Origin of the sequence: Paenibacillus sp. BC26 (assembly GCF_900116125.1) — a bacterium.
Taxonomy (GTDB): domain Bacteria; phylum Bacillota; class Bacilli; order Paenibacillales; family Paenibacillaceae; genus Paenibacillus_Z; species Paenibacillus_Z lignilyticus.
In genome coordinates, this window is sequence record NZ_FPAD01000001.1 from 642428 (window position 1) to 661025 (window position 18598).

Sequence of the window (18598 nt, forward strand, 5' to 3'; positions counted from 1 at the left end):
CACTCTGCTGCTAAGTCAATGAACCGGAGGAAGGTTAGCATGGCATCCGTCGCACTCGTCGCCATTTCATTTGTACTCGTATTCAGTTCTTCTCTAATCCTCTTTCATCTGTACAGGCGTATGAATGCAGCAAGGTATACGACAATCTTTTGGCTTATGAGCGGTGCTTTTGTATTTAGTATCGGGATTTGGTCCATGCATTTTGTGGCATTGCTCGCGTATCCGTTCCCGGTCAAGGTGATGTATCATTTCGGTTATGTATTTCTCTCCATGGGTGTTTTAGTCGTCTTGTCCGCGATAGCGCTTCTCTTGTTCGAACGTGCTGCGCAGCGACATCGGACAAGCCTGCTCGTTCTCGGTATTTTGGTACAGACCGGCGGCATCGTAGCCATGCACTACATTGGGATGAAAGCCATCAAAGCCCATGCGACACTCCACTATCAGTCATCCACAGGTTTTGTTTCCATTATCGTGCTGGCACTTGTGTTGGGATTCGTATTCACAAGGCAGCATCGATTCCATAAACTAAGCCGTTTTCGGCAGTTCATCCACGCACTATCGCTATCCGCAGCCGTTGAATTTCTTCATTATAGCAACATGCCCATGATGCATGGCATTACATCGCAATATGCAAGTGAATCTGTGGCTTTATCGCAAAATCAATTCTTTCTGGCCATTAGCATAAGTTTGATCGTTTCCGTAATCTGCATGTATTCAATCGTCATTCTGATGATTGACAGCCGCCTGAAGCAAAGCGAAGAACGCCTTAAGCGGATGAATGAGGCCTATTCGCATATTCTGGATTCCGTGGCCGAGGGGATCTACCGACTGGACGAGCGGGGCAAGGTAATCTTCTGGAATCAAGCCGCTGCGAACTTAACGGGCTTCGAGGCGAATGAGGTACTCGGGCGTAAGGTTGGACTGCGAGCGATGAAGCCGGAGGATGAGGAATGGGATCCCGTCGAGAAGGTGAATCGCTCCGGCAACGCTGACTATGTAGCGGATGATTTGTTTCGCCGCAAGAATGGTTCGACGTTCCCGGTGGAATATCATATTACGCCAATGCGGGTCAAAGGCGAGCAAGCCGGAGTCGTCATCAACTTTACCGATTTAACGCAGCGCAAGGAGCAAGAGGCGTTCATTGTAGAGTCGGAGAAGCTGTCGATGGCGGGCCAGCTGGCAGCAGGCATCGCGCACGAGATTCGAAATCCGCTTACGGCGATTAAAGGATTTATGAAGCTGTTTCAGAACGGGATGAGCAAAATGGAGTATGTCGCCATTATTACGTCCGAGGTTGTTCGGATGGAAGGCATCATTAACGAGCTGCTCCTGCTTGCGAAGCCGCAAATCAGCCGATTTCAAGCGACCAATCTATGCGAGCTGCTAGCCGGAGTCTATACGCTGCTGGAATCACAGGCTAATCTAAACAATGTAGATATCAAGCTGCAATATTCGGAGCCGGAGCTGCTTATTTATTGCGATGAAAGCCAGATCAAACAGGTATTTATCAATCTCATTAAGAACGCAATCGAAGCAACGGAAGGCGGCGGCGAAGTTCGAATTGTGGCAGAACAGGTCGGCAACCACATGATGACCTCGATTGCAGACAGTGGCTGCGGCATTCCTCAGGAGATGCTGGATCAGGTGGGCAGACCTTTTTTTACGACGAAGGAGCAGGGTACGGGCCTTGGGCTGATGATCAGCAACAAAATCATTTCCAGCCATGGCGGGACAATTTCTATTGCCAGCAAAATGGGAGAGGGCACGACGTTCCAAGTAACGCTCCCCGGGGGGTATCGAAATGGTGCATAATCATATCGAAGGCAGCTATAACTGGTTCTTGGTCTGTTTGTCGTTTATTATTGCGCTGTTCGCTTCGTATACGGCATTGAATTTAGCCAGACGCGTTCTGTTGTCGGAAGGCTGGAAGAAACGAGGATGGCTGTTCGGCGGAGCAGTCGTCATGGGTGTCGGGATATGGTCGATGCATTTTATCGCGATGCTCGCTGTCCACCTTCCTACCGGCGTGACCTATGATTTTGTAACCGTGCTGGTGTCGATTGGCGTTTCCATAGTTGGTGCCTTTATCGGTTTCGGCATTGCCAGCCACTCCGGTCGCGGTACGCTGAGGCTGATTGTCGGCGGGACCATTATGGGACTTGCTATCACCGGCATGCATTACATAGGGATGTATGCCTTGACGGGACTTACGGTTACTTATAATCCCTATATATTCTCACTTTCCATTCTGATCGCTGTGTTGGCATCGATTGTTGCATTGCTATTCTCCTTCCGCAGAAATAATCACTATTGGCTGAGCGGTTTCATTATGGGCATCGCAGTCACAGGGATGCACTATACGGGCATGTCAGCGGCAACTATGTCGATGCCGGTCCATATGCTTAGCCGCGTGACCGATGCGCAGGCGATGGATTTTATCGAAATGGCGGTCTACGTAGCATTTGGCACAATCGTCATAATGGCTGTCAGCTTGATCGGCTCGATGAATGTCGACAAGAAGCTGTCAGAGCAGCTGTCGCTTAAGGGCTCCATCCTGGAGTCGGCAATTGATTGCTTGATTATGTTCGACCATAAAGGAACCATATTTGAGTTTAATCCGGCAGCGGAGACTCTCTTCGGGTACTCGCGCAGCGAGGCTATCGGCAGATCCATTGAGGAGTTACTGATGCCTGAGCAGCCTCGAGATATGTCGTCGATGAACGGGATGCTGTGCAGCGGCGACAAAAAAGTGCTTGGTACGAGAGTCGAGACGATGCTGCCGCGAGGGAATCAATGTTCGTTTCCGGCGGAAATTATCGTCACTCGTATTCGCAGCGAGAAATTCCCCGTCTTCACGATGTATCTGCGCGATTTAACGGAGCGGCGGCTGGTAGAAGAAGCGCTGCGAGAGAGCGAGGAGCGCTATCGCAAGCTGATCGATTTCTCGCCGGAGCCGATTCTGGTTCATTATCAAGGCGTAATATCTTTCGTGAATGAATCGGCGCTGCGTATCTTCGGTGCCGAGCAGGATGGTTTGATCGGGAGAGGGTTCCTGGAGCTGGTTCATTCTGAATGCTTTGCATCCGCTGCGCAGTGGCTGGAGCACATTCAAACCGGGACGTCTAAAGGCGATCCCATCGAGCTGAAGATGCATAAGCTCAACGGTACGACGATCGACATTGAAGCGAAGTCGATCCTGGTTCATTTTGCCGGACAAGCCTTGATTCAAACGATAGCTTGGGATATTACGGACAAGAAACGCTACGAGAATACGATCAGGCAGCTGGCTTATTATGATATGCTGACGGGGCTGCCGAACCGGAACTGGTTTAACCTCTCTTATCCTGAATTGCTGCAAGTCGTGAGCGCGGGAGGGCAGCAGGCGGCGCTGATGTTTCTCGATCTGGATCGTTTCAAGCTGATTAATGATACGATGGGGCATTTGATGGGAGATCGGCTGCTGCAGCATTTTGCGGCCGTGCTTAGCGAGACGATTGGCGACAATCGTATGGTTGCGCGTTTAAGCGGGGATGAGTTTGTGGCGATCATTCAGGATTGCGACCGCTCGCAGCTGGAGCTCATGGCGGAAACGCTGATTCGACGAGTAGCCGAGCCCATCCAAGTGGAAGGCCAGGATATTTTCATTACAACGAGTGTCGGTATTGCCCTATATCCGGAGGATGGCGAGACGCTGGAGATGCTGCTGCAAAATGCGGATACGGCGATGTACGCGGCGAAGGAGAAAGGAAAGAATCAATTCCAATTCTTCGAATGGTCGATGAACCATCGTCAGGCGCGTCGTATGAACATCGAGCAGGCATTGCCGGCCGCCATCGAAGAGCAGGCTTTCCATCTTGTCTATCAACCGATGTTTAATGCGGAGCAGGGTCAATTGATCGGTGTAGAGACGTTGGCCCGCTGGGAGCATCCGGTGCTGGGCACGATTTCGCCATGCGAGTTCATTCCGATTGCGGAGAGTACCGGTCATATTATCGTGTTGGGTGAATGGATTCTGCATAAAGCCTGCAAGCAAATGAAAGAATGGCATGATGCAGGTCTACCCCGGATTCCGGTGGCTGTTAATTTCTCCGTCATTCAGTTTAATCAAGATCAAATCGTGGATATGATCATTGGCGTACTGGAGCAGACCGGCTTGGAAGCTAAGTATTTGGCCGTGGAAATGACCGAAAGCATGGCCATGCAGCATAACGTGGCGATCGTTGGCAAGCTCCATGCGCTGAAGCAGCTCGGAGTATCGATTTCCATCGATGACTTCGGGACGGGCTACTCTTCCTTATGTTATCTGAGACGGTTTCCGATCGATACGCTTAAGATCGATAAATCCTTCGTACAGGATGTTTCCGGTGCAGGCGAAGATACCGCTATTGTTGAGGCGATCATCGCGATGGCGCGCAGTCTGAAGCTGCGGGTATTGGCCGAAGGCGTAGAAACGGAGCAGCAGTCCGAGCGCCTCTGTCAGCTGGGTTGTACGGATATGCAGGGCTACTGGCACAGCAGGCCGTTGTCGATCCGGCAGTTCGAGCAAACGTACTTGAGCGCGGCCTACCTGGCAAGGGCAGAAGCGGCGGCTGCGTCGGGATGATGGAAGGGGAGGGGAGTGCTCAAGTTGATTGTGGGGCACACTTCGCGCAGGTACGGAAGGATGTAACTGGTTAAGTAAAAGATTGTTGCGCAAACGGCAACATTTCGACCATATCAGTGGACTGTAGTCGCTCTATGTTGCAGGAAAGGCAACATTTTCGTAGCGGCAGAACAGCCAGAGGCAATTTCAAGCTGAAATGTTGCAGAACGCGCATCATATTCACCTTTGAGAGGCTCTGCACTCAGCATTTGTTGCACAAAAGGCAGCATTTTCTTGGTAGTAGTTAATGTTAAAGAAAGAAGAGCGGCATATCATCAGCAATAAAGAAGCCTCCATCACGATTTGTGCTGGAGGCTTCTTTATTACAGACTAGTCACCGTTATTACGGGCATTCTCATAGCCGGCAACGCCGGAAGTGCCTTCATCGGAGAGCTCGGCCAACGATTTGACCTCGCCATGGGGTTTCTGGTTTTGCTTTCGGCTCTTCCAAGCGTTCTCTCGGCGGTTCTTCGAAGATGTCATAGTCGGTGAAGGCTCCTTTATAAATGAGTGTGATCGCTGGATTGTACCCATTTAGCGTGCGCGATTAAGCCGATTCTTATGACAAATTAACGTTTCGGTTTCGGCTTCCGGGCACCCCACCAGAACAGAAATCCCACAGACAACGCAACAACGAGCAGCGGTGCGACGAAGATCAGAAATTGCTCCATTTCGGTTCAGCCTCCTCCAATCGGGTTATTTGCCGCGCTTGCCTTGCACATACTTGGTATCGAACAAGAACAACCGCATGAGCAGGTATAGCGACGGTATGAGCAGCAGCAGTCCGAGGATGAAGACGGAAATCAGCGCAATGGCCATCGGCTCGCTGGTGAAATTATCGTGAATCGTTAAATACGGATATAGAATGTACGGCAAATGAGCTGCGCCATAACCGAAGAACGCAAAGCCGAATTGCAGCATGACGAAGATGAACGAAAGTCCGAGACGTTTGCGCGTCCATACGTGATAGACTGCGATCAGGAAGCAGGCAAAGGATACGACGAACATCCACGCGTGCTCCGTCATCCGCTGGTAATGCTCCGCGTTATGACCGCGAATGGCGAAGAATACGAGCAGGCTGCTTAGTATCGTGGGAGCACTCCAAGCGAGTGCATATTTACGCACGACTTCGAAGGCGCCTCGGTCATTCGCACGGTCTGCGTAATAGCTGAGAAACATGGCCGAGATGTAAAGTACGCTGACAAGCGCCAGCAGTACGACCGTCCACGAGTACGTGCTTTGGAACAGCTTGCTGAACAGGAAGCTGACTTTACCGGAGTCGCTCACCTCGATGTAGCCGCCTTCCGAAATCGTCATCACGGTAGACAAGGAAGCGGGAATAAGCAGGCCGCTTGCGCCATAGAGCAGCATGTAGATGCTGTTGTTCTTGTTCGTGCCATATGTGTTAAAGGCGTAGTAGGAACCCCGAATGGCAAGCAGAATGACGGCGATACTCCCCGGAACAAGCAAGGCGGTTCCGTAATAGTAAGCTGTGTCCGGGAAGAATCCGACCATTCCCACGAAGAAGAAGACAAGAAAGACATTCGTCACTTCCCAGACCGGCGAGAGATAACGTTCAATCATATTGTTGATGACATGGCGTTTGCCCGTAATTGTGCTGTAGTAGCTGAAGAAGCCTGCGCCAAAATCAATCGAAGCGACAATCAAGTAACCGAACAGGAAGATCCAGAGGACGGTTATGCCAAGTACTTCATAGCTCATTCCGCGTCGCCTCCTTTAATGCCTTTAGCCTCGATTTCTTGCTCAGCCGAGTTGCTGCGGAACATGCGAGTCAAGACGGTGACCGACGAGAAGGCGAGTACGATGTACAGCAGGGCGAACACCCAAAGCATCGTATCGACATGATCGGATACGGTAGCGCCTTCCGATGTGCGCATTATGCCGCGAAGAATCCAAGGCTGACGGCCAACCTCCGAGAAAATCCAACCATGCTCAATGGTCAGCATCGCAAGAGGAGCCGCCAATATGATGCCGCGAAGGATCCTCTTATTGCTGAAGGCGAGCTCTCGCTTGCGCCACAGGAGAAGCATGAAGGCCGAGGCAATGAGGACCATCATCGCAACGAAGCCCATTTTCAAATCGAACAGGTAATGAATAAAGAGCGGCGGATGTTCGTCCTCCGGAATGTCATTTAGTCCGGTAACTTCCGCATTAGGCACGCCATGGGCGAGAATACTAAGCGCGAATGGGATTTTCAGACCATATTTGACCTCATTGTCTTCCGTTAAGATCCCGCCAAGCACGAGAGGTGCTTCGCTTGTCGTTTCGAAATGCCACTCCATAGCCGCCAGCTTCTCGGGCTGGTATTTAGCCAGATATTTGCCGGATAAGTCGCCAATGATTGCGCTTGAGATTAAGAAAATAAAGGCGGAAACCATCGTTAGCTTGAGTGCTTTCTTATAATAGACATGATTGCGACCTTTGAGCAGCGACCAAGCTGCAATCGCAGCCAGTACGAAGGCGCAGGTCAGATAAGCTGTAACGAGAACATGCGACACTTTCGTCGGCATTGCCGGGCTCAGCATCGCACCGAATGGCGAAATGTCAGTGATTTTACCGTCTTTCACGGTGATGCCCGCAGGTGCATTCATAAATGCATTGACGACCGTAATGAAGAAGGCTGAAGCGGACGAGCCGATGACGACGGGAACGAGCAGCCAGAAATGCGTCATCTTGTTCTTGAATCGGTCCCAGGTGTACAGGTAAATACCGAGAAAGATCGCTTCGAAGAAGAACGCGAACGTCTCCATGAAGAGCGGCAATGCGATGGACTGTCCCGCGACTTTCATGAAGCTTGGCCACAACAGACTGAGCTGCAGACCAATCGCAGTCCCGGTCACAACGCCAACAGCCACCGTAATGACGAAGCCCCGCGCCCATCTCCGCGCCATGAGCAAGTAGTGTTCATCATTGCGTTTGATCCCGATCCACTCCGCGAGTGCAATCATAAGCGGGACCCCTACACCGATCGTTGCGAAAATAATATGGAAAGCAAGCGTGAGTCCTGTGAGCATCCGACTGTACATGACCGGATCGTAACTGCTAAGCAGCATATGTAATCCCTCCCAAGTGCTTGATTTTGTCATTCATGATTACTAGTTATTTAAACACATAGCGAGACAGAGAGAGCAGCATAATGACCGCAACAATGATGCAAAGCAGGATAAGGCGTTTCTCTTGTTTGGCTACACGGCTTCTGTCTTTCGGGTTTTGCGGTTGACCGGCCAATTGAATCCCTTCTCTCATGTAGATGTGATGTGATTTGATGGTTACACGATTATTATAGCCGATCTATGTGATTATTTTCACATGAATTGTGACGAGGGTTTGAATTCTGCAAAAGGCACTCTATTCTTTTATACCACCGCTGTGCATGAATTTCTTTGTGACCTTCCTAGCCGGGAAGGTCACTTTTTTTGTGATTCGGTGCATAGATGGTCTGGATATGAGCTTGATTTAGTAGTGGACTGCTTCCGTCTGTGTCGTTATTGATTATGCCGAGCCGTTCGGATTTGCTGCCCAAATTGATGATGACCATGTTTCCTTCCTCCGTTTGGAGTAACTCATCAAATGTTTTTGAGTTACTATTCGCTATAGGTGCTTTCACTGCTGCTTCAATAACATGGTTACTAAGATAAGGAACTAACAGGAATATTTCCGTTAACATAAGTTTCAACATAGAGCCCTTTTGCTTGTTGAAGCATTTTGGCAATCGAGAATTGACCGACTTGAGGAAGAACTGGTGTTATTATGTCAGCATCGTTGCCATCCTCCTCATTCATTCCACCCGGTTTAACATTGCCAGTAACTAAGCAGAACCAATGAAACGATAACGGTGACTGGAATGACAAATACGGTAACCTTCCAAGAGTGCCGATCGGCAATAGTAGTGAACCAACATCACTGCCGATAACGCTTGCGAGATAGGAGATTTTCAGCGTCAGCGGATCGAGTCCCATTTCAGTTAGTGTCAGAGTGCCGACCATCAGTGCAGGTCGATAATAGTCTATTGGACACGAGGCAGTTTTGTTTTTCATGTTTATTTCAGAATTCCTTGGTATATTTTAGTTCTATGAACGTCTTGCAGGGGGAAATGTGATTATGCGAATTTTGCTAGCTGAGGACGATGAGACGTTAGGTGAGCTAACTGAGCATCAGTTGAAAAGGCAATATCATGTTGTCGATTGGATGAACGATGGCCTTCAGGCAAAGGAAGCGATTGCGTCTGGCCGTTATGATGTATACGTTCTTGATTGGATGTTGCCCGAGATGACCGGTTTAGAGCTCGTAAGGGAGATCCGAAGGAAGGAAGATCATACTCCAATTCTACTGTTGACGGCGCGAGATGCCGTTCAAGACCGGGTGGAGGGGTTACGTGCTGGGGCAGATGACTATATGATTAAGCCTTTTGCATTTGAGGAGCTGGAAGCAAGATTATTCGCTTTGTTCAGGCGGCAAGATCGAGGCTACCAATCTTCGGATACCTTCACCTTAGGCGACATAACCGTACATTTGAAACGATATGAGGTAACACGTAGAGAAACAGTAATCGTATTGACACGGCGTGAATTTCAATTGCTCGTCTGTTTGATGCGTCACGCGGGACAAGTCCTTTCCCGAGAGCAGTTGCTTGATCAGGTGTGGGGGCTTGCATCGGAAGTAACACTTAACGTAGTTGATGCTACAATTAGATTACTTCGTAAAAAAATGGACGGACCTTATGAAACAAAATACATCCAAAGCGTCTACGGTGCTGGTTACCGTTTTATGATAAGTGGGGAATGAGAGCAATGTTTAAACGGACACGAACCCGACTAACGCGAGAATTCTCGCTTACTATCGGTATTATTCTGATGATTACTGCAGTTTTTGCTTTATGGATGGTACAGCAAATGTTGACGACGACAGAGGATAATCAACTTAGATCTTTAAGCGATCAGTATGAGTCTGAGCTTCAGAAGTTAATCGATTCTCCTAAAGGGAACGCGTTATTCGATCCTTCGGTGGATAGGGAAAAGGTGAACTCATTCTACGAACCAGGAGGTTTACAGCTAAACCAGATGGCATGGTTGCTCGATCCGAACGGGGAAATGATATTTCAATCCTCGCCATCTAACAAAACCACGGTTGGGGTGAATTTTCCACTGACGGCGCTCTTACCAAGCGTATTTATGGAACCAGATAATATTTACCGAAATGTAAGCGCTAGTGGGAGAACATTTCGAATTGGCGGAACTAAACTTTCAAATGGAAAACTCTATGACTATAGAATAATAGTCGCGCAAGAAGTGACCAATGATATCAAACTTATAATTCAGCTGCGATGGGCGTTTGCAGGGTTCGCCCTGCTCTTGTTTGCTGCTGGTGGAGCTGCAGGTTATATATTGGCGGGACGAGCAATGAGGCCGATTTCAGAAGCCTTCCATCGACAGGAACAATTCACGTCTGATGCGTCACATGAACTTCGAACACCACTTAGTATTTTGAAATCTGCGTACGAGGTGCTAGACGAGCAGCGCGATAAACTGCCTGACTTCCATCGTAATGTATTGATGAAGTCTGGGAGGGAAATACATCATATGAGTCGGTTAGTGGATAATCTACTTGTGCTCGCGCGAAGCGATAACGGGCGGCTTGAATTGGTCTTATCGCGATTCTCTCTGCGTCACGTAATCCGCCAAGTGATGGAACAATTAGAGCCGATTGCAGCATCAAAGCACGTGAAGTTGATCTGGGAGAACCGGCATAATTTATCGAACGAGGATGAAACGATAATTCAAGCGGATGAGGTACGCATTCGTCAACTCATTTTAACAGTGATCGAGAACGCAATTCAGTACAACCGGGAAGGCGGTAGTGTTACTGTCTCCTTGGAAGCGAACCCGCAGAAGGTAGCTTTTATTGTTAATGATACGGGGATGGGCATTGAAAAGGAGCATCTGCCTCGTATTTTCGAACGATTTTATCGAGTGGATAAAGCTCGGACTCGCCGGTCGGAAGGAACCGGTCTTGGTCTTGCGATTGCCAAACAAATCGTTGATGCACACCGAGCAAAAATAGAAGTGTGGAGTACACCACAGGTGGGGACAACTATTCGTGTATCTCTTCCGAGCATTTCAGATTCTTTTCAGAATGTTTCTTTATCTTAACCATGTAGCCTTCTTAAGGTATGGAAGGCAAATTTCAAATGAAGAAGGGATAAAGCAATGAAGAAAAATTGGAAGCTCGCAGGCGCAGCGCTGCTAATTGCGGTTGCAGTGCCGGTAACCGCATATGCGGCGGCGGACAACATGAATGGCAAATCGCAGGATGACAAAAAGGCCAGCTATGCAGATGCTCAGAAGACATCGCCAGCTGTTAAGGAAGGAGAGAAGTCAAATTCAGCCGAAGATAACAAGCTTAAGTTCGATTTGCAAGCCATAGCTAAATCAAAGCTCGGCCTGGATCAAGAAGCCTTCGAACAAGCGCGGAAAGCCGGTAAATCGCTTGCAGATATCGCGAAGGAAAAAGACAAAGCGCTTCAACCGCTCATTGATGAGCTGACGAAGGAAATTAGTGACGCGATTCTGGCAAATCTCAATTCCAAGGAACTTACTGCTCAGGAAAAAGAGAATGTGAAAAAGAAGGCATCAATGGAAGCAGAACGCATCTTCACTGAACCCCTTAACAAGGAGAGTAATAAGCAAGAGGGTAGTGAATGGGATCTAGCTGCGGCACTAAAATTAATCGGAATCGACAAGGCTGCTTTCGCTGACCAGGTTCAAGCGGGAAAATCATTCGTTGACATTGCAAAGGGTCGCGGCGTAACACGTCAGCAGCTAATCGATGCGCTATTGTCCGGTGTAAACGCAAAACTCGATGGAGCTAAGACAAACGGCGATATCACTCAAGAACAAGCAGATCAGAAGAAGCAGGCAGTGCTTAAGGAAGTCGAAGGCTTCGTCGACCATACACAGTCTCTATTTAAGAAAAAAGAGAGCTATTCTGCTGTACAGGGCAAGGATGATAAACGGAACCCAGACGAAGGAATTAGCATTGATTTTCAACAAATTGCTGCTTCTAAGCTTGGTCTAGATAAAGTAGCTTTCCAAAAGGCACTTGAAGCTGGTAAATCGCTGGCGGACATTGCGAAAGAGAAGGGCAAAGCGCTGCAACCGCTGATTGATGAGTTAGCAAAAGAAATTAGTGATGAAATTGTGGCGAAAAACCTAAATGATCTTACAGCTGATGAAAAGGAGAACGTGAAGAAAAAATCTACGATGGAGGCAGAGCGCGTCTTCACAACTCCGCTTAACATGGAACAAGAAGCAAAAGGACAGGGCGTTGGTGAATTTAACATGCAAGCTGCTTTCGAAATGCTTGGCATTGACAAAGCGACTTTCTCTGAACAGGTCCAAGCAGGCAAGTCATTTGCGGGCATCGCAAAGGATCATGATGTATCCCGTCAGAAGCTGATCGATACGCTAATGTCAGAATTCACTGCCAAAATCGATGCTGTACAAGCAAAAGGCGAAATTACACAAGAACAAGCTGATCAGAAGAAGCAAGCTGTGCTAAAGGAAGTTGAAGAGTTCGTCGATCATACACAGAAGATGGTTGTAATAAAAGATAAGAGATAGGTTTGGAATGAAGGCTGCCGGTGACGGCGGCCTTTCGTATTATTAGGTCAACCAGAATATACTGGTTGGCCTATTTTTATAGGCGAATTATGATGGCGGTAGCCGGGAAAGCGTGCGGCTTTTAGGGGCTTAGACTCCAGATAAAAAACTGCTTTCCCACTACACCCCAAATGACCATGTTTGAGCTGGTTGAGGCTATTGACCTCGCATCACAAGCGAAGCTATGGGTTTGGAACCATCGCGGGAGTGCCGGCAAGTTTGTTCAGGAGGTTGTTATGGAACCTGTGGTAGGTTTGGACGTTTCAAAAGGTAGCAGTGTCATACAAGCTAACGGTGAAATTATTACGTATACAGTAGCGTCTCGCCCTACCTACTCTCTAGTCTCTGAAATGCTGAATCAGGCATTTAAACGCTTATCTGAAGAGGATGAACTTCTCCTGCATTCGGATCAAGGCTGGCACTATCAAATGAAACAGTACCAGCATGCGAACTTTTTTGGCATTATGAAGTCGGAGTTTCTATATCTTAATGAATTTGAAAGTGTGGATCACTTTAAGCTAGAACTGGCACAAAACATGAACTACTACAATCACAAACGTATCAAGGCTAAATTAAAAGGCATGAGTCCGGTACAATACCGAATTCATGCCCAACAGGTTGCCTAATAATATTTGTCTAACTTTAAGGGGTCACTTCAATTAATGGAGCTGCCGTTTCTTTTATTGCGCGCAGAACGTTACTCGGTCGGTTGATTCCAACAAGGAATTCATAGAAGGTTGGGAAGGTCAGAAGTCCTGCGCGGTTGGACGTAGAACAATTTCGTTAATATCGACATCCGCTGGTTGTTCGATGGCAAAAACAATGGCCCGAGCCACCGCGCTTGCGGGGATGGCGATGTTGTAGAAATCCATCACGGCAGACTGCGATGTGCCTGTGGTGCTGTACTTTAGGTCGCTATCCACGGCACCGGGTTCGATGGACGTCACCCGGACTTTATCGCCAACTTCATGACGTAAACCTTCGGAAATCGCGCGTACCGCAAATTTCGTGCCTGAGTAGACCGTGCCGCCAGGCGAAAAGACCTTAATCCCAGCAACCGAGCTTACGTTGATAAAGTGCCCAGTTCCTTTGGAAAGGAATAACGGCAGAGCCGAGGCGATGCCATAGAGTACCCCCTTGATGTTGATATCGATCATCGCGTCCCACTCGTCGGTGTTGACCTCAGCCATAGGACGGATCGGCATAAGCCCGTTTCGATGAATTGTAAAAAATGTAAAAAGTTACATATTTTATAGTCTCGGCCCAAGCACTATTTCATAATTTTCATAGAATATAGCATGTCCTCTAAGAAAGTGAGGTGAGACGCCATGCCTTATACTACTGGTCCTGTAACGAATACTAGAGACTTTGGCACAGCTTCAACTAACATTGTTGTAAGTACAAGAAATCTAGATTTGACAAGCGCAGCAACAATTATCGTACAGATTTTTGCTTCCGTTGATTCCAGTATTTTCTACACTGCATACCATCTCTCGTATATAGTGCCCCCAAACTCATATGATGTTAGGGAGTTTTTTATAGCAGGAAATGTTACCTACGAGGTACAGATTGCTACAATGGATGTAAGCCCGCCTGCTGTATTGATGACTGTTACTGGTATCAATGAATTCGGAATCCTAGTAGAGGAGCAACTCTTTAATCAGAATGAGCTTATCTTCATTACTTCAATGAGTCCTCCAATGTTGTAATTAACGCATTTTAATAGAACTGCTCATATGATATGCTCCCAATAGCAGACAGGTATTAAAAATCTGTTGCTATAAAGGGAGCATTTTTTATGTTTTATATTCAATTCCACTAAAGAGAAACTCGCCAAATATAGAAGCGCTAGAGAATCTTTGGAAGAGATACGTGTCGGTTGATAACCGTACTATCGGTTGCTTTTTTATAAATCAATTTTTTTTGATTAAGTATTGATCTTAAGGTAAATGTGTGGTAAATTTTTCTTAAGTTATTAAATCAATAAAAATTGATTTATCGGAGGTGTCAGCATACACCTGAATATTTATACGCCAGAGAATTTTATGCTTCAACGTTCAGCCGAAAGTGAAGAGCAATCCCGCACCGGCCTATTTAGAAAGGAGACAAAGGGTACTTGGAGTTATAATGAATTGAATGCAGATGAAATTGGATCATTACTAGCAGAGCCACTATGCTGTATTTTCAGACCGAACATTGAACCAAACGGGTGTTGCTAATTTTTTTTTGCTTGAATAATCAAAAAAAATTGATTTAAGAGGAGAGTTAAAGCATGAAAATGCACGTGGCCATTAATGTTAGAAATCTGGAGCAATCGCTCGAGTTTTACAAAAAGCTTTTTAATGCAGTGCCGACCAAAGTCAAAGAAAACTACGCCAAGTTTGAGCTTGATAATCCTGCTTTGCATTTTTCGTTAAACGTTCGTCCATACGATAGCCGGGGGGTATTAAATCATTTTGGATTTCAAGTACGGAATACCGAAGAGGTGTTGGCAACAAAAGCACGTTTGCAAGAAGCCGGACTGGTTTCTTTTGATGAAATGAATACAACATGCTGTTATGCCGTGCAGGATAAAATTTGGGTATCAGATCCGGAAGGTAATCCATGGGAAGTGTTTTATACCAAAGAGGATAGTGAGTTTGAAGCAGCCGAAGATCACGTAAATACTCAAGAAGATGCTTGCTGTGTCGCGCCTGCCCCACAAAAAGTGGAACTTACAGATATGCGTGTTAAAAACAAATGCTGTTAATTCGAAGGGCCAGCTGGATCGTAGAAATGCAACGAAGTGCGCGATTCGATTAACGAAGCGGCCGAACAAAAAGCAAAAAATATTCGTTCTATATTAAATAGTAAACCGCCGCAGCGGGAGGCGCTTGAAAGGATTTTTTCAACTAAATGAAGATAAAACAAAAAGGATGGCATACACCATCCTTTTTGTTCTGAAGAATTGGATGTGCCCAAAACATATTTAACAACACTTGCCTGTCTTTTGTATCTGCTCCAAACACTCTGTCCAGTTCAGGCTTTTACTACTTATACAGTTGTCTAGAATCTGAATCATCGAATCAACATGATTCTTTCTATTTTCTAGTTCGGATCGTTTATTCTTTGCCAATTGCTCCCACTGGTCGGAAATTGGGCGATCTGCTTCATATCCCTCTAGTAGTATCGCAATTTCCTGAATGTGAAATCCTGTCTGCTGTGCGACTTTAATAAAGTTGATGCGTTCAAGCAAACATGGGTCATACCGCCGTTGACCGTTCTTTCGTTCAGGGGAGGGCAATAAACCAATTGACTCATAGTACCGCAGAGTCGATGCGGCTACATTAGCCTTTGCAGCTAATTGGCCAATCGTAAGCTCATCCATCGCATTCACCCCTTGACTTGAAGTTGACTTTAAGTTTTATGATTGAATTAGTGATATTATTCGAGGCTTTATAAAATGCATATGTAGAAATGGAGTACGAGGAGGGTGTAGATGGACAAAATTTCCATAGAAATTTATTGCTCACGTTGTCATGAAATAAGATGGATAACCGCCTATCCAGATCAATATAAATATTTCGGACCAAACACGTATCCAGCAGTAATTTGTATGGATTGCAGAGAAGAAATTGAAAGGAAATTACAAGATTACCTGGAAAAAGAAAACAAAAAAAGTTAACATAAGTAATTTATTGATTCAGGAAGCCCTCCTCATTTTGAACATTTAGTTCAGAAACGAGGAGGGCTATTTATATTTTTTGTCTATATATAGATTCTTTGTTATCGCTATCAGCACAATGAGCTAGAAGAGGCTGCGTAAATCGAGGCATTTTTGTATAATGATCCTAATGTAGACTATACTAGCACGTGGCAGTGGTTTCGGATGTCGAGGGGGCTCGTTGAAAATAATTATCAATTAGATGCCGAAAAAGTCTTGACAAATGCTCGTCCGAGAATTAATATCAGTTTAGAATAATTTTAATTAAATGCTCTATAGGAGGAAACAAACTCATGTCTCTAATCGGAAAAGAAGTACTACCTTTCAAAGCGCAAGCATTCCAAGGCGGTAAATTCATCGAAGTATCCGACTCTAACTTCAAAGGTCAATGGAGCGTTGTTTGCTTCTATCCAGCTGACTTCACGTTTGTCTGCCCAACTGAGCTTGGCGACTTGCAAGATCAATACGCTACATTGAAATCGCTTGGCGTAGAAGTTTTCTCCGTATCGACGGATACTCACTTCACGCACAAAGCATGGCACGATAGCTCGGAAACAATCGGCAAAATCGAATACATCATGATCGGCGACCCTACGCACACGATCTCCCGCAACTTCGACGTATTGATCGAAGAAGCCGGTCTTGCTGACCGCGGTACGTTCATCATCGATCCGGACGGCGTCGTTCAATCCGTTGAAATCAGCGCTGGCGGCATCGGTCGCGATGCAAGCACGCTAGTTAACAAAATCAAAGCAGCTCAATACGTCCGCAACAATCCAGGCGAAGTTTGCCCTGCGAAATGGCAAGAAGGCGGCGCTACACTTAAACCGAGCCTTGATCTTGTCGGCAAGATCTAAGGAACGATGTACATGACTACTGCCGCTTTGCATCCTGACGGGTGCAGGCGGTTTTTTCTTGCAACAACTGAAAATGATTCTCATTTGGGTTGTTGAAACGCGGCAATCATTTAACATCACTTGGGAGGGAATGTGAAATGGTCTTAGACCCGGAGATTAAGGCTCAACTGAATCAATACCTTGGTTTAATGGAAGGCGAGGTGCATATCCAAGTCTGCGCGGGCGAGGATCAAGTATCGAAAGAAATGCTCGAGCTGATGGATGAACTTGTCGGCATGTCTTCCCGGATTAAGGTCGAGAAGGCTGATCTGCCGAGAACGCCAAGCTTTAGCGTGAACCGCCCAGGCGAGAATACGGGCATTGCGTTCGCGGGCATTCCGCTCGGTCACGAGTTCACCTCATTGGTGCTTGCGCTGCTGCAAGTCAGCGGCAGAGCTCCCAAAGTCGAGCAGGACGTAATCGATCAGATCAAGAGCATCCAAGGCGAGTTCCGCTTCGAGTCGTACATCAGCTTAAGCTGCCATAACTGTCCGGACGTCGTGCAGGCGCTAAACCTGATGAGCGTTCTCAACCCCGGCATTTCGCATACGATGATCGACGGCGCGGTATTTAAAGAAGAAGCCGAAAGCAAGGAAGTCATGGCGGTTCCATCCGTTTACTTGAATGGCGCGTTTTTCGGCGGCGGCCGCATGACCATCGATGAGATTTTGGCGAAAATCGGCGCGACGCGCGACGACTCCGAGCTGTTCGATAAGAAGCCGTATGACGTCCTTGTAGTCGGCGGCGGTCCAGCAGGTGCGAGCGCGGCAATCTATGCAGCTCGCAAAGGAATTCGCACAGGCATCTTGGCGGAGCGCTTCGGCGGTCAAGTCATGGATACGGTCGGCATCGAGAATTTCATCAGCACGAAATACACCGAGGGCCCTAAGCTCGCGGCAAGCCTGGAAGAGCATGTGAAAGAGTACAACGTTGACGTCATGAAGCTGCAGCGCGCTGTACGTTTGGATAAGAGCGACTTTATTGAGATCGAGCTCGAGAACGGCGCCGTACTCAAGAGCAAAACCGTTATCCTCTCCACGGGCGCTCGCTGGCGCAATGTCGGCGTTCCCGGGGAAGCAGAGTTCAAGAACAAAGGCGTGGCTTATTGCCCGCATTGCGATGGTCCCTTGTTCGCCGGTAAACACGTAGCCGTCATCGGCGGAGGAAACTCCGGGATCGAAGCGGCAATTGATCTAGCGGGCATTACCAGCCATGTCACCGTTCTGGAATTCGCTCCGGAATTGAAGGCGGACGCTGTTCTTCAAGATCGTTTGTACAGTCTTCCGAACGTAACGGTGCATAAGAACGTCCAGACGAAAGAAATTACGGGCACGGATAAAGTAAACGGCATTTCCTACATCGAACGCGATACAGGTGCCGAGAAGCATGTCGAGCTCGAAGGCGTATTTGTTCAGATTGGACTTGTGCCGAATACCGACTGGCTACCTGATCATATTGAACGTACTCGTTTCGGCGAAGTTGTCGTGAATAACCACGGAGCTACGAGCCTGCCGGGCGTATTTGCCGCAGGAGATTGCACGAACAGTCCGTATAAGCAGATTATTATTTCGATGGGTTCGGGCGCAACCGCGGCTTTAGGTGCCTTTGATTATCTCATTCGTCATTAATTGCAGCTTATGCTCACTTCCGGCCGCCTTGTATCCTACAGGATGCAGGC

The 18598-nt window shown here is 47.4% G+C and carries 15 protein-coding genes and 3 pseudogenes; 10 read left to right on the forward strand and 8 right to left on the reverse strand.

The features are described 5' to 3' along the window. Positions 1–39 precede the first annotated feature (39 nt). Both BM412_RS02700 and BM412_RS02705 read left to right on the forward strand, forming a co-directional pair. Complete coding sequence (locus BM412_RS02700; RefSeq protein ID WP_177245623.1) at positions 40–1812, forward strand: ATP-binding protein; 1773 nt, start codon at positions 40–42, stop codon at positions 1810–1812. Continuing rightward, a complete protein-coding gene (locus tag BM412_RS02705; RefSeq protein WP_091213617.1) occupies positions 1802–4603 on the forward strand; it encodes an EAL domain-containing protein in 2802 nt (933 codons plus the stop codon). Before BM412_RS02700 ends, BM412_RS02705 begins: the two co-directional genes overlap by 11 nt. A gap of 369 nt (positions 4604–4972) precedes the next feature. Here the strand turns inward: BM412_RS02705 and BM412_RS32025 are convergent, their stop codons facing one another. From BM412_RS32025 to BM412_RS02725, 6 genes and pseudogenes are all read right to left on the reverse strand, one after another. Beyond that, the gene (locus tag BM412_RS32025) at positions 4973–5125 is read right to left on the reverse strand and encodes a DUF6254 family protein (RefSeq protein WP_177245624.1); all 153 of its coding nucleotides are present in this window, start codon (positions 5123–5125) and stop codon (positions 4973–4975) included. A gap of 86 nt (positions 5126–5211) precedes the next feature. Further along, entirely contained in the window at positions 5212–5313 is a 102-nt protein-coding gene (locus tag BM412_RS32830; RefSeq protein ID WP_371264700.1) for a cytochrome bd oxidase small subunit CydS family protein, read from the reverse strand. Positions 5314–5338: 25 nt separating this feature from the next. Further along, the gene (locus tag BM412_RS02710) at positions 5339–6364 is read right to left on the reverse strand and encodes a cytochrome d ubiquinol oxidase subunit II (protein ID WP_091213620.1); all 1026 of its coding nucleotides are present in this window, start codon (positions 6362–6364) and stop codon (positions 5339–5341) included. Then, on the reverse strand, positions 6361–7716 hold the full coding sequence (locus BM412_RS02715; protein ID WP_091213624.1) for a cytochrome ubiquinol oxidase subunit I: 1356 nt from the start codon (positions 7714–7716) through the stop codon (positions 6361–6363). Before BM412_RS02715 ends, BM412_RS02710 begins: the two co-directional genes overlap by 4 nt. 46 nt (positions 7717–7762) lie before the next feature. Further along, positions 7763–7909: a hypothetical protein gene (locus BM412_RS32030; RefSeq protein WP_177245625.1), complete on the reverse strand. Its 147-nt coding sequence runs from the start codon at positions 7907–7909 to the stop codon at positions 7763–7765. Between the two features lie 572 nt (positions 7910–8481). Further along, positions 8482–8658, reverse strand: a pseudogene (locus BM412_RS02725) (arsenic transporter); the annotation flags it as partial. Between the two features lie 106 nt (positions 8659–8764). Here BM412_RS02725 and BM412_RS02730 point away from each other — a divergent pair. The 4 genes and pseudogenes from BM412_RS02730 to BM412_RS02745 form a co-directional block, all read left to right on the forward strand. Next, a complete protein-coding gene (locus BM412_RS02730) occupies positions 8765–9448 on the forward strand; it encodes a response regulator transcription factor (protein WP_091213631.1) in 684 nt (227 codons plus the stop codon). Positions 9449–9453: 5 nt separating this feature from the next. After that, positions 9454–10812: a sensor histidine kinase gene (locus BM412_RS02735; RefSeq protein WP_177245627.1), complete on the forward strand. Its 1359-nt coding sequence runs from the start codon at positions 9454–9456 to the stop codon at positions 10810–10812. A gap of 57 nt (positions 10813–10869) precedes the next feature. After that, positions 10870–12282, forward strand: a complete 1413-nt coding sequence (locus tag BM412_RS02740; protein ID WP_091213637.1) for a hypothetical protein — start codon at positions 10870–10872, stop codon at positions 12280–12282. Positions 12283–12611: 329 nt separating this feature from the next. Continuing rightward, positions 12612–12947 (forward strand): annotated as a pseudogene (locus BM412_RS02745) (IS3 family transposase); the annotation flags it as partial. 120 nt (positions 12948–13067) lie between these two features. Here BM412_RS02745 and BM412_RS02750 read toward each other — a convergent pair. After that, a pseudogene (locus tag BM412_RS02750) lies at positions 13068–13544 on the reverse strand (SDR family oxidoreductase); the annotation flags it as partial. Positions 13545–14593: 1049 nt separating this feature from the next. On the opposite strand from BM412_RS02750, the gene BM412_RS02765 reads away from it, so the two are divergent. Beyond that, complete coding sequence (locus tag BM412_RS02765) at positions 14594–15070, forward strand: ArsI/CadI family heavy metal resistance metalloenzyme (protein ID WP_091213642.1); 477 nt, start codon at positions 14594–14596, stop codon at positions 15068–15070. 219 nt (positions 15071–15289) lie between these two features. Here the strand turns inward: BM412_RS02765 and BM412_RS02770 are convergent, their stop codons facing one another. Further along, a complete protein-coding gene (locus BM412_RS02770) occupies positions 15290–15688 on the reverse strand; it encodes a MerR family transcriptional regulator (RefSeq protein WP_091213645.1) in 399 nt (132 codons plus the stop codon). Positions 15689–15799: 111 nt separating this feature from the next. Between BM412_RS02770 and BM412_RS02775 the strand changes: the two genes are divergently transcribed. From BM412_RS02775 to ahpF, 3 genes are all read left to right on the forward strand, one after another. Further along, entirely contained in the window at positions 15800–15985 is a 186-nt protein-coding gene (locus BM412_RS02775) for a hypothetical protein (RefSeq protein WP_091213647.1), read from the forward strand. 332 nt (positions 15986–16317) lie between these two features. Beyond that, positions 16318–16881, forward strand: a complete 564-nt coding sequence (gene ahpC, locus BM412_RS02780) for an alkyl hydroperoxide reductase subunit C (RefSeq protein ID WP_091213650.1) — start codon at positions 16318–16320, stop codon at positions 16879–16881. A gap of 137 nt (positions 16882–17018) precedes the next feature. Continuing rightward, entirely contained in the window at positions 17019–18548 is a 1530-nt protein-coding gene (gene ahpF, locus BM412_RS02785) for an alkyl hydroperoxide reductase subunit F (protein WP_091213652.1), read from the forward strand. Positions 18549–18598 lie beyond the last annotated feature (50 nt).

Excerpts from the sequence above, each read along its gene's own strand:
- BM412_RS02700 (WP_177245623.1), top strand. The coding sequence starts at position 40 with ATGGCATCCGTCGCACTCGTCGCCATTTCATTTGTACTCGTATTCAGT.
- BM412_RS02705 (WP_091213617.1), top strand. The coding sequence starts at position 1,802 with ATGGTGCATAATCATATCGAAGGCAGCTATAACTGGTTCTTGGTCTGT.
- BM412_RS32025 (WP_177245624.1), bottom strand. The coding sequence starts at position 5,125 with ATGACATCTTCGAAGAACCGCCGAGAGAACGCTTGGAAGAGCCGAAAG.
- BM412_RS32830 (WP_371264700.1), bottom strand. The coding sequence starts at position 5,313 with ATGGAGCAATTTCTGATCTTCGTCGCACCGCTGCTCGTTGTTGCGTTG.
- BM412_RS02710 (WP_091213620.1), bottom strand. The coding sequence starts at position 6,364 with ATGAGCTATGAAGTACTTGGCATAACCGTCCTCTGGATCTTCCTGTTC.
- BM412_RS02715 (WP_091213624.1), bottom strand. The coding sequence starts at position 7,716 with ATGCTGCTTAGCAGTTACGATCCGGTCATGTACAGTCGGATGCTCACA.
- BM412_RS32030 (WP_177245625.1), bottom strand. The coding sequence starts at position 7,909 with ATGAGAGAAGGGATTCAATTGGCCGGTCAACCGCAAAACCCGAAAGAC.
- BM412_RS02730 (WP_091213631.1), top strand. The coding sequence starts at position 8,765 with ATGCGAATTTTGCTAGCTGAGGACGATGAGACGTTAGGTGAGCTAACT.
- BM412_RS02735 (WP_177245627.1), top strand. The coding sequence starts at position 9,454 with ATGTTTAAACGGACACGAACCCGACTAACGCGAGAATTCTCGCTTACT.
- BM412_RS02740 (WP_091213637.1), top strand. The coding sequence starts at position 10,870 with ATGAAGAAAAATTGGAAGCTCGCAGGCGCAGCGCTGCTAATTGCGGTT.
- BM412_RS02765 (WP_091213642.1), top strand. The coding sequence starts at position 14,594 with ATGAAAATGCACGTGGCCATTAATGTTAGAAATCTGGAGCAATCGCTC.
- BM412_RS02770 (WP_091213645.1), bottom strand. The coding sequence starts at position 15,688 with ATGGATGAGCTTACGATTGGCCAATTAGCTGCAAAGGCTAATGTAGCC.
- BM412_RS02775 (WP_091213647.1), top strand. The coding sequence starts at position 15,800 with ATGGACAAAATTTCCATAGAAATTTATTGCTCACGTTGTCATGAAATA.
- ahpC (WP_091213650.1), top strand. The coding sequence starts at position 16,318 with ATGTCTCTAATCGGAAAAGAAGTACTACCTTTCAAAGCGCAAGCATTC.
- ahpF (WP_091213652.1), top strand. The coding sequence starts at position 17,019 with ATGGTCTTAGACCCGGAGATTAAGGCTCAACTGAATCAATACCTTGGT.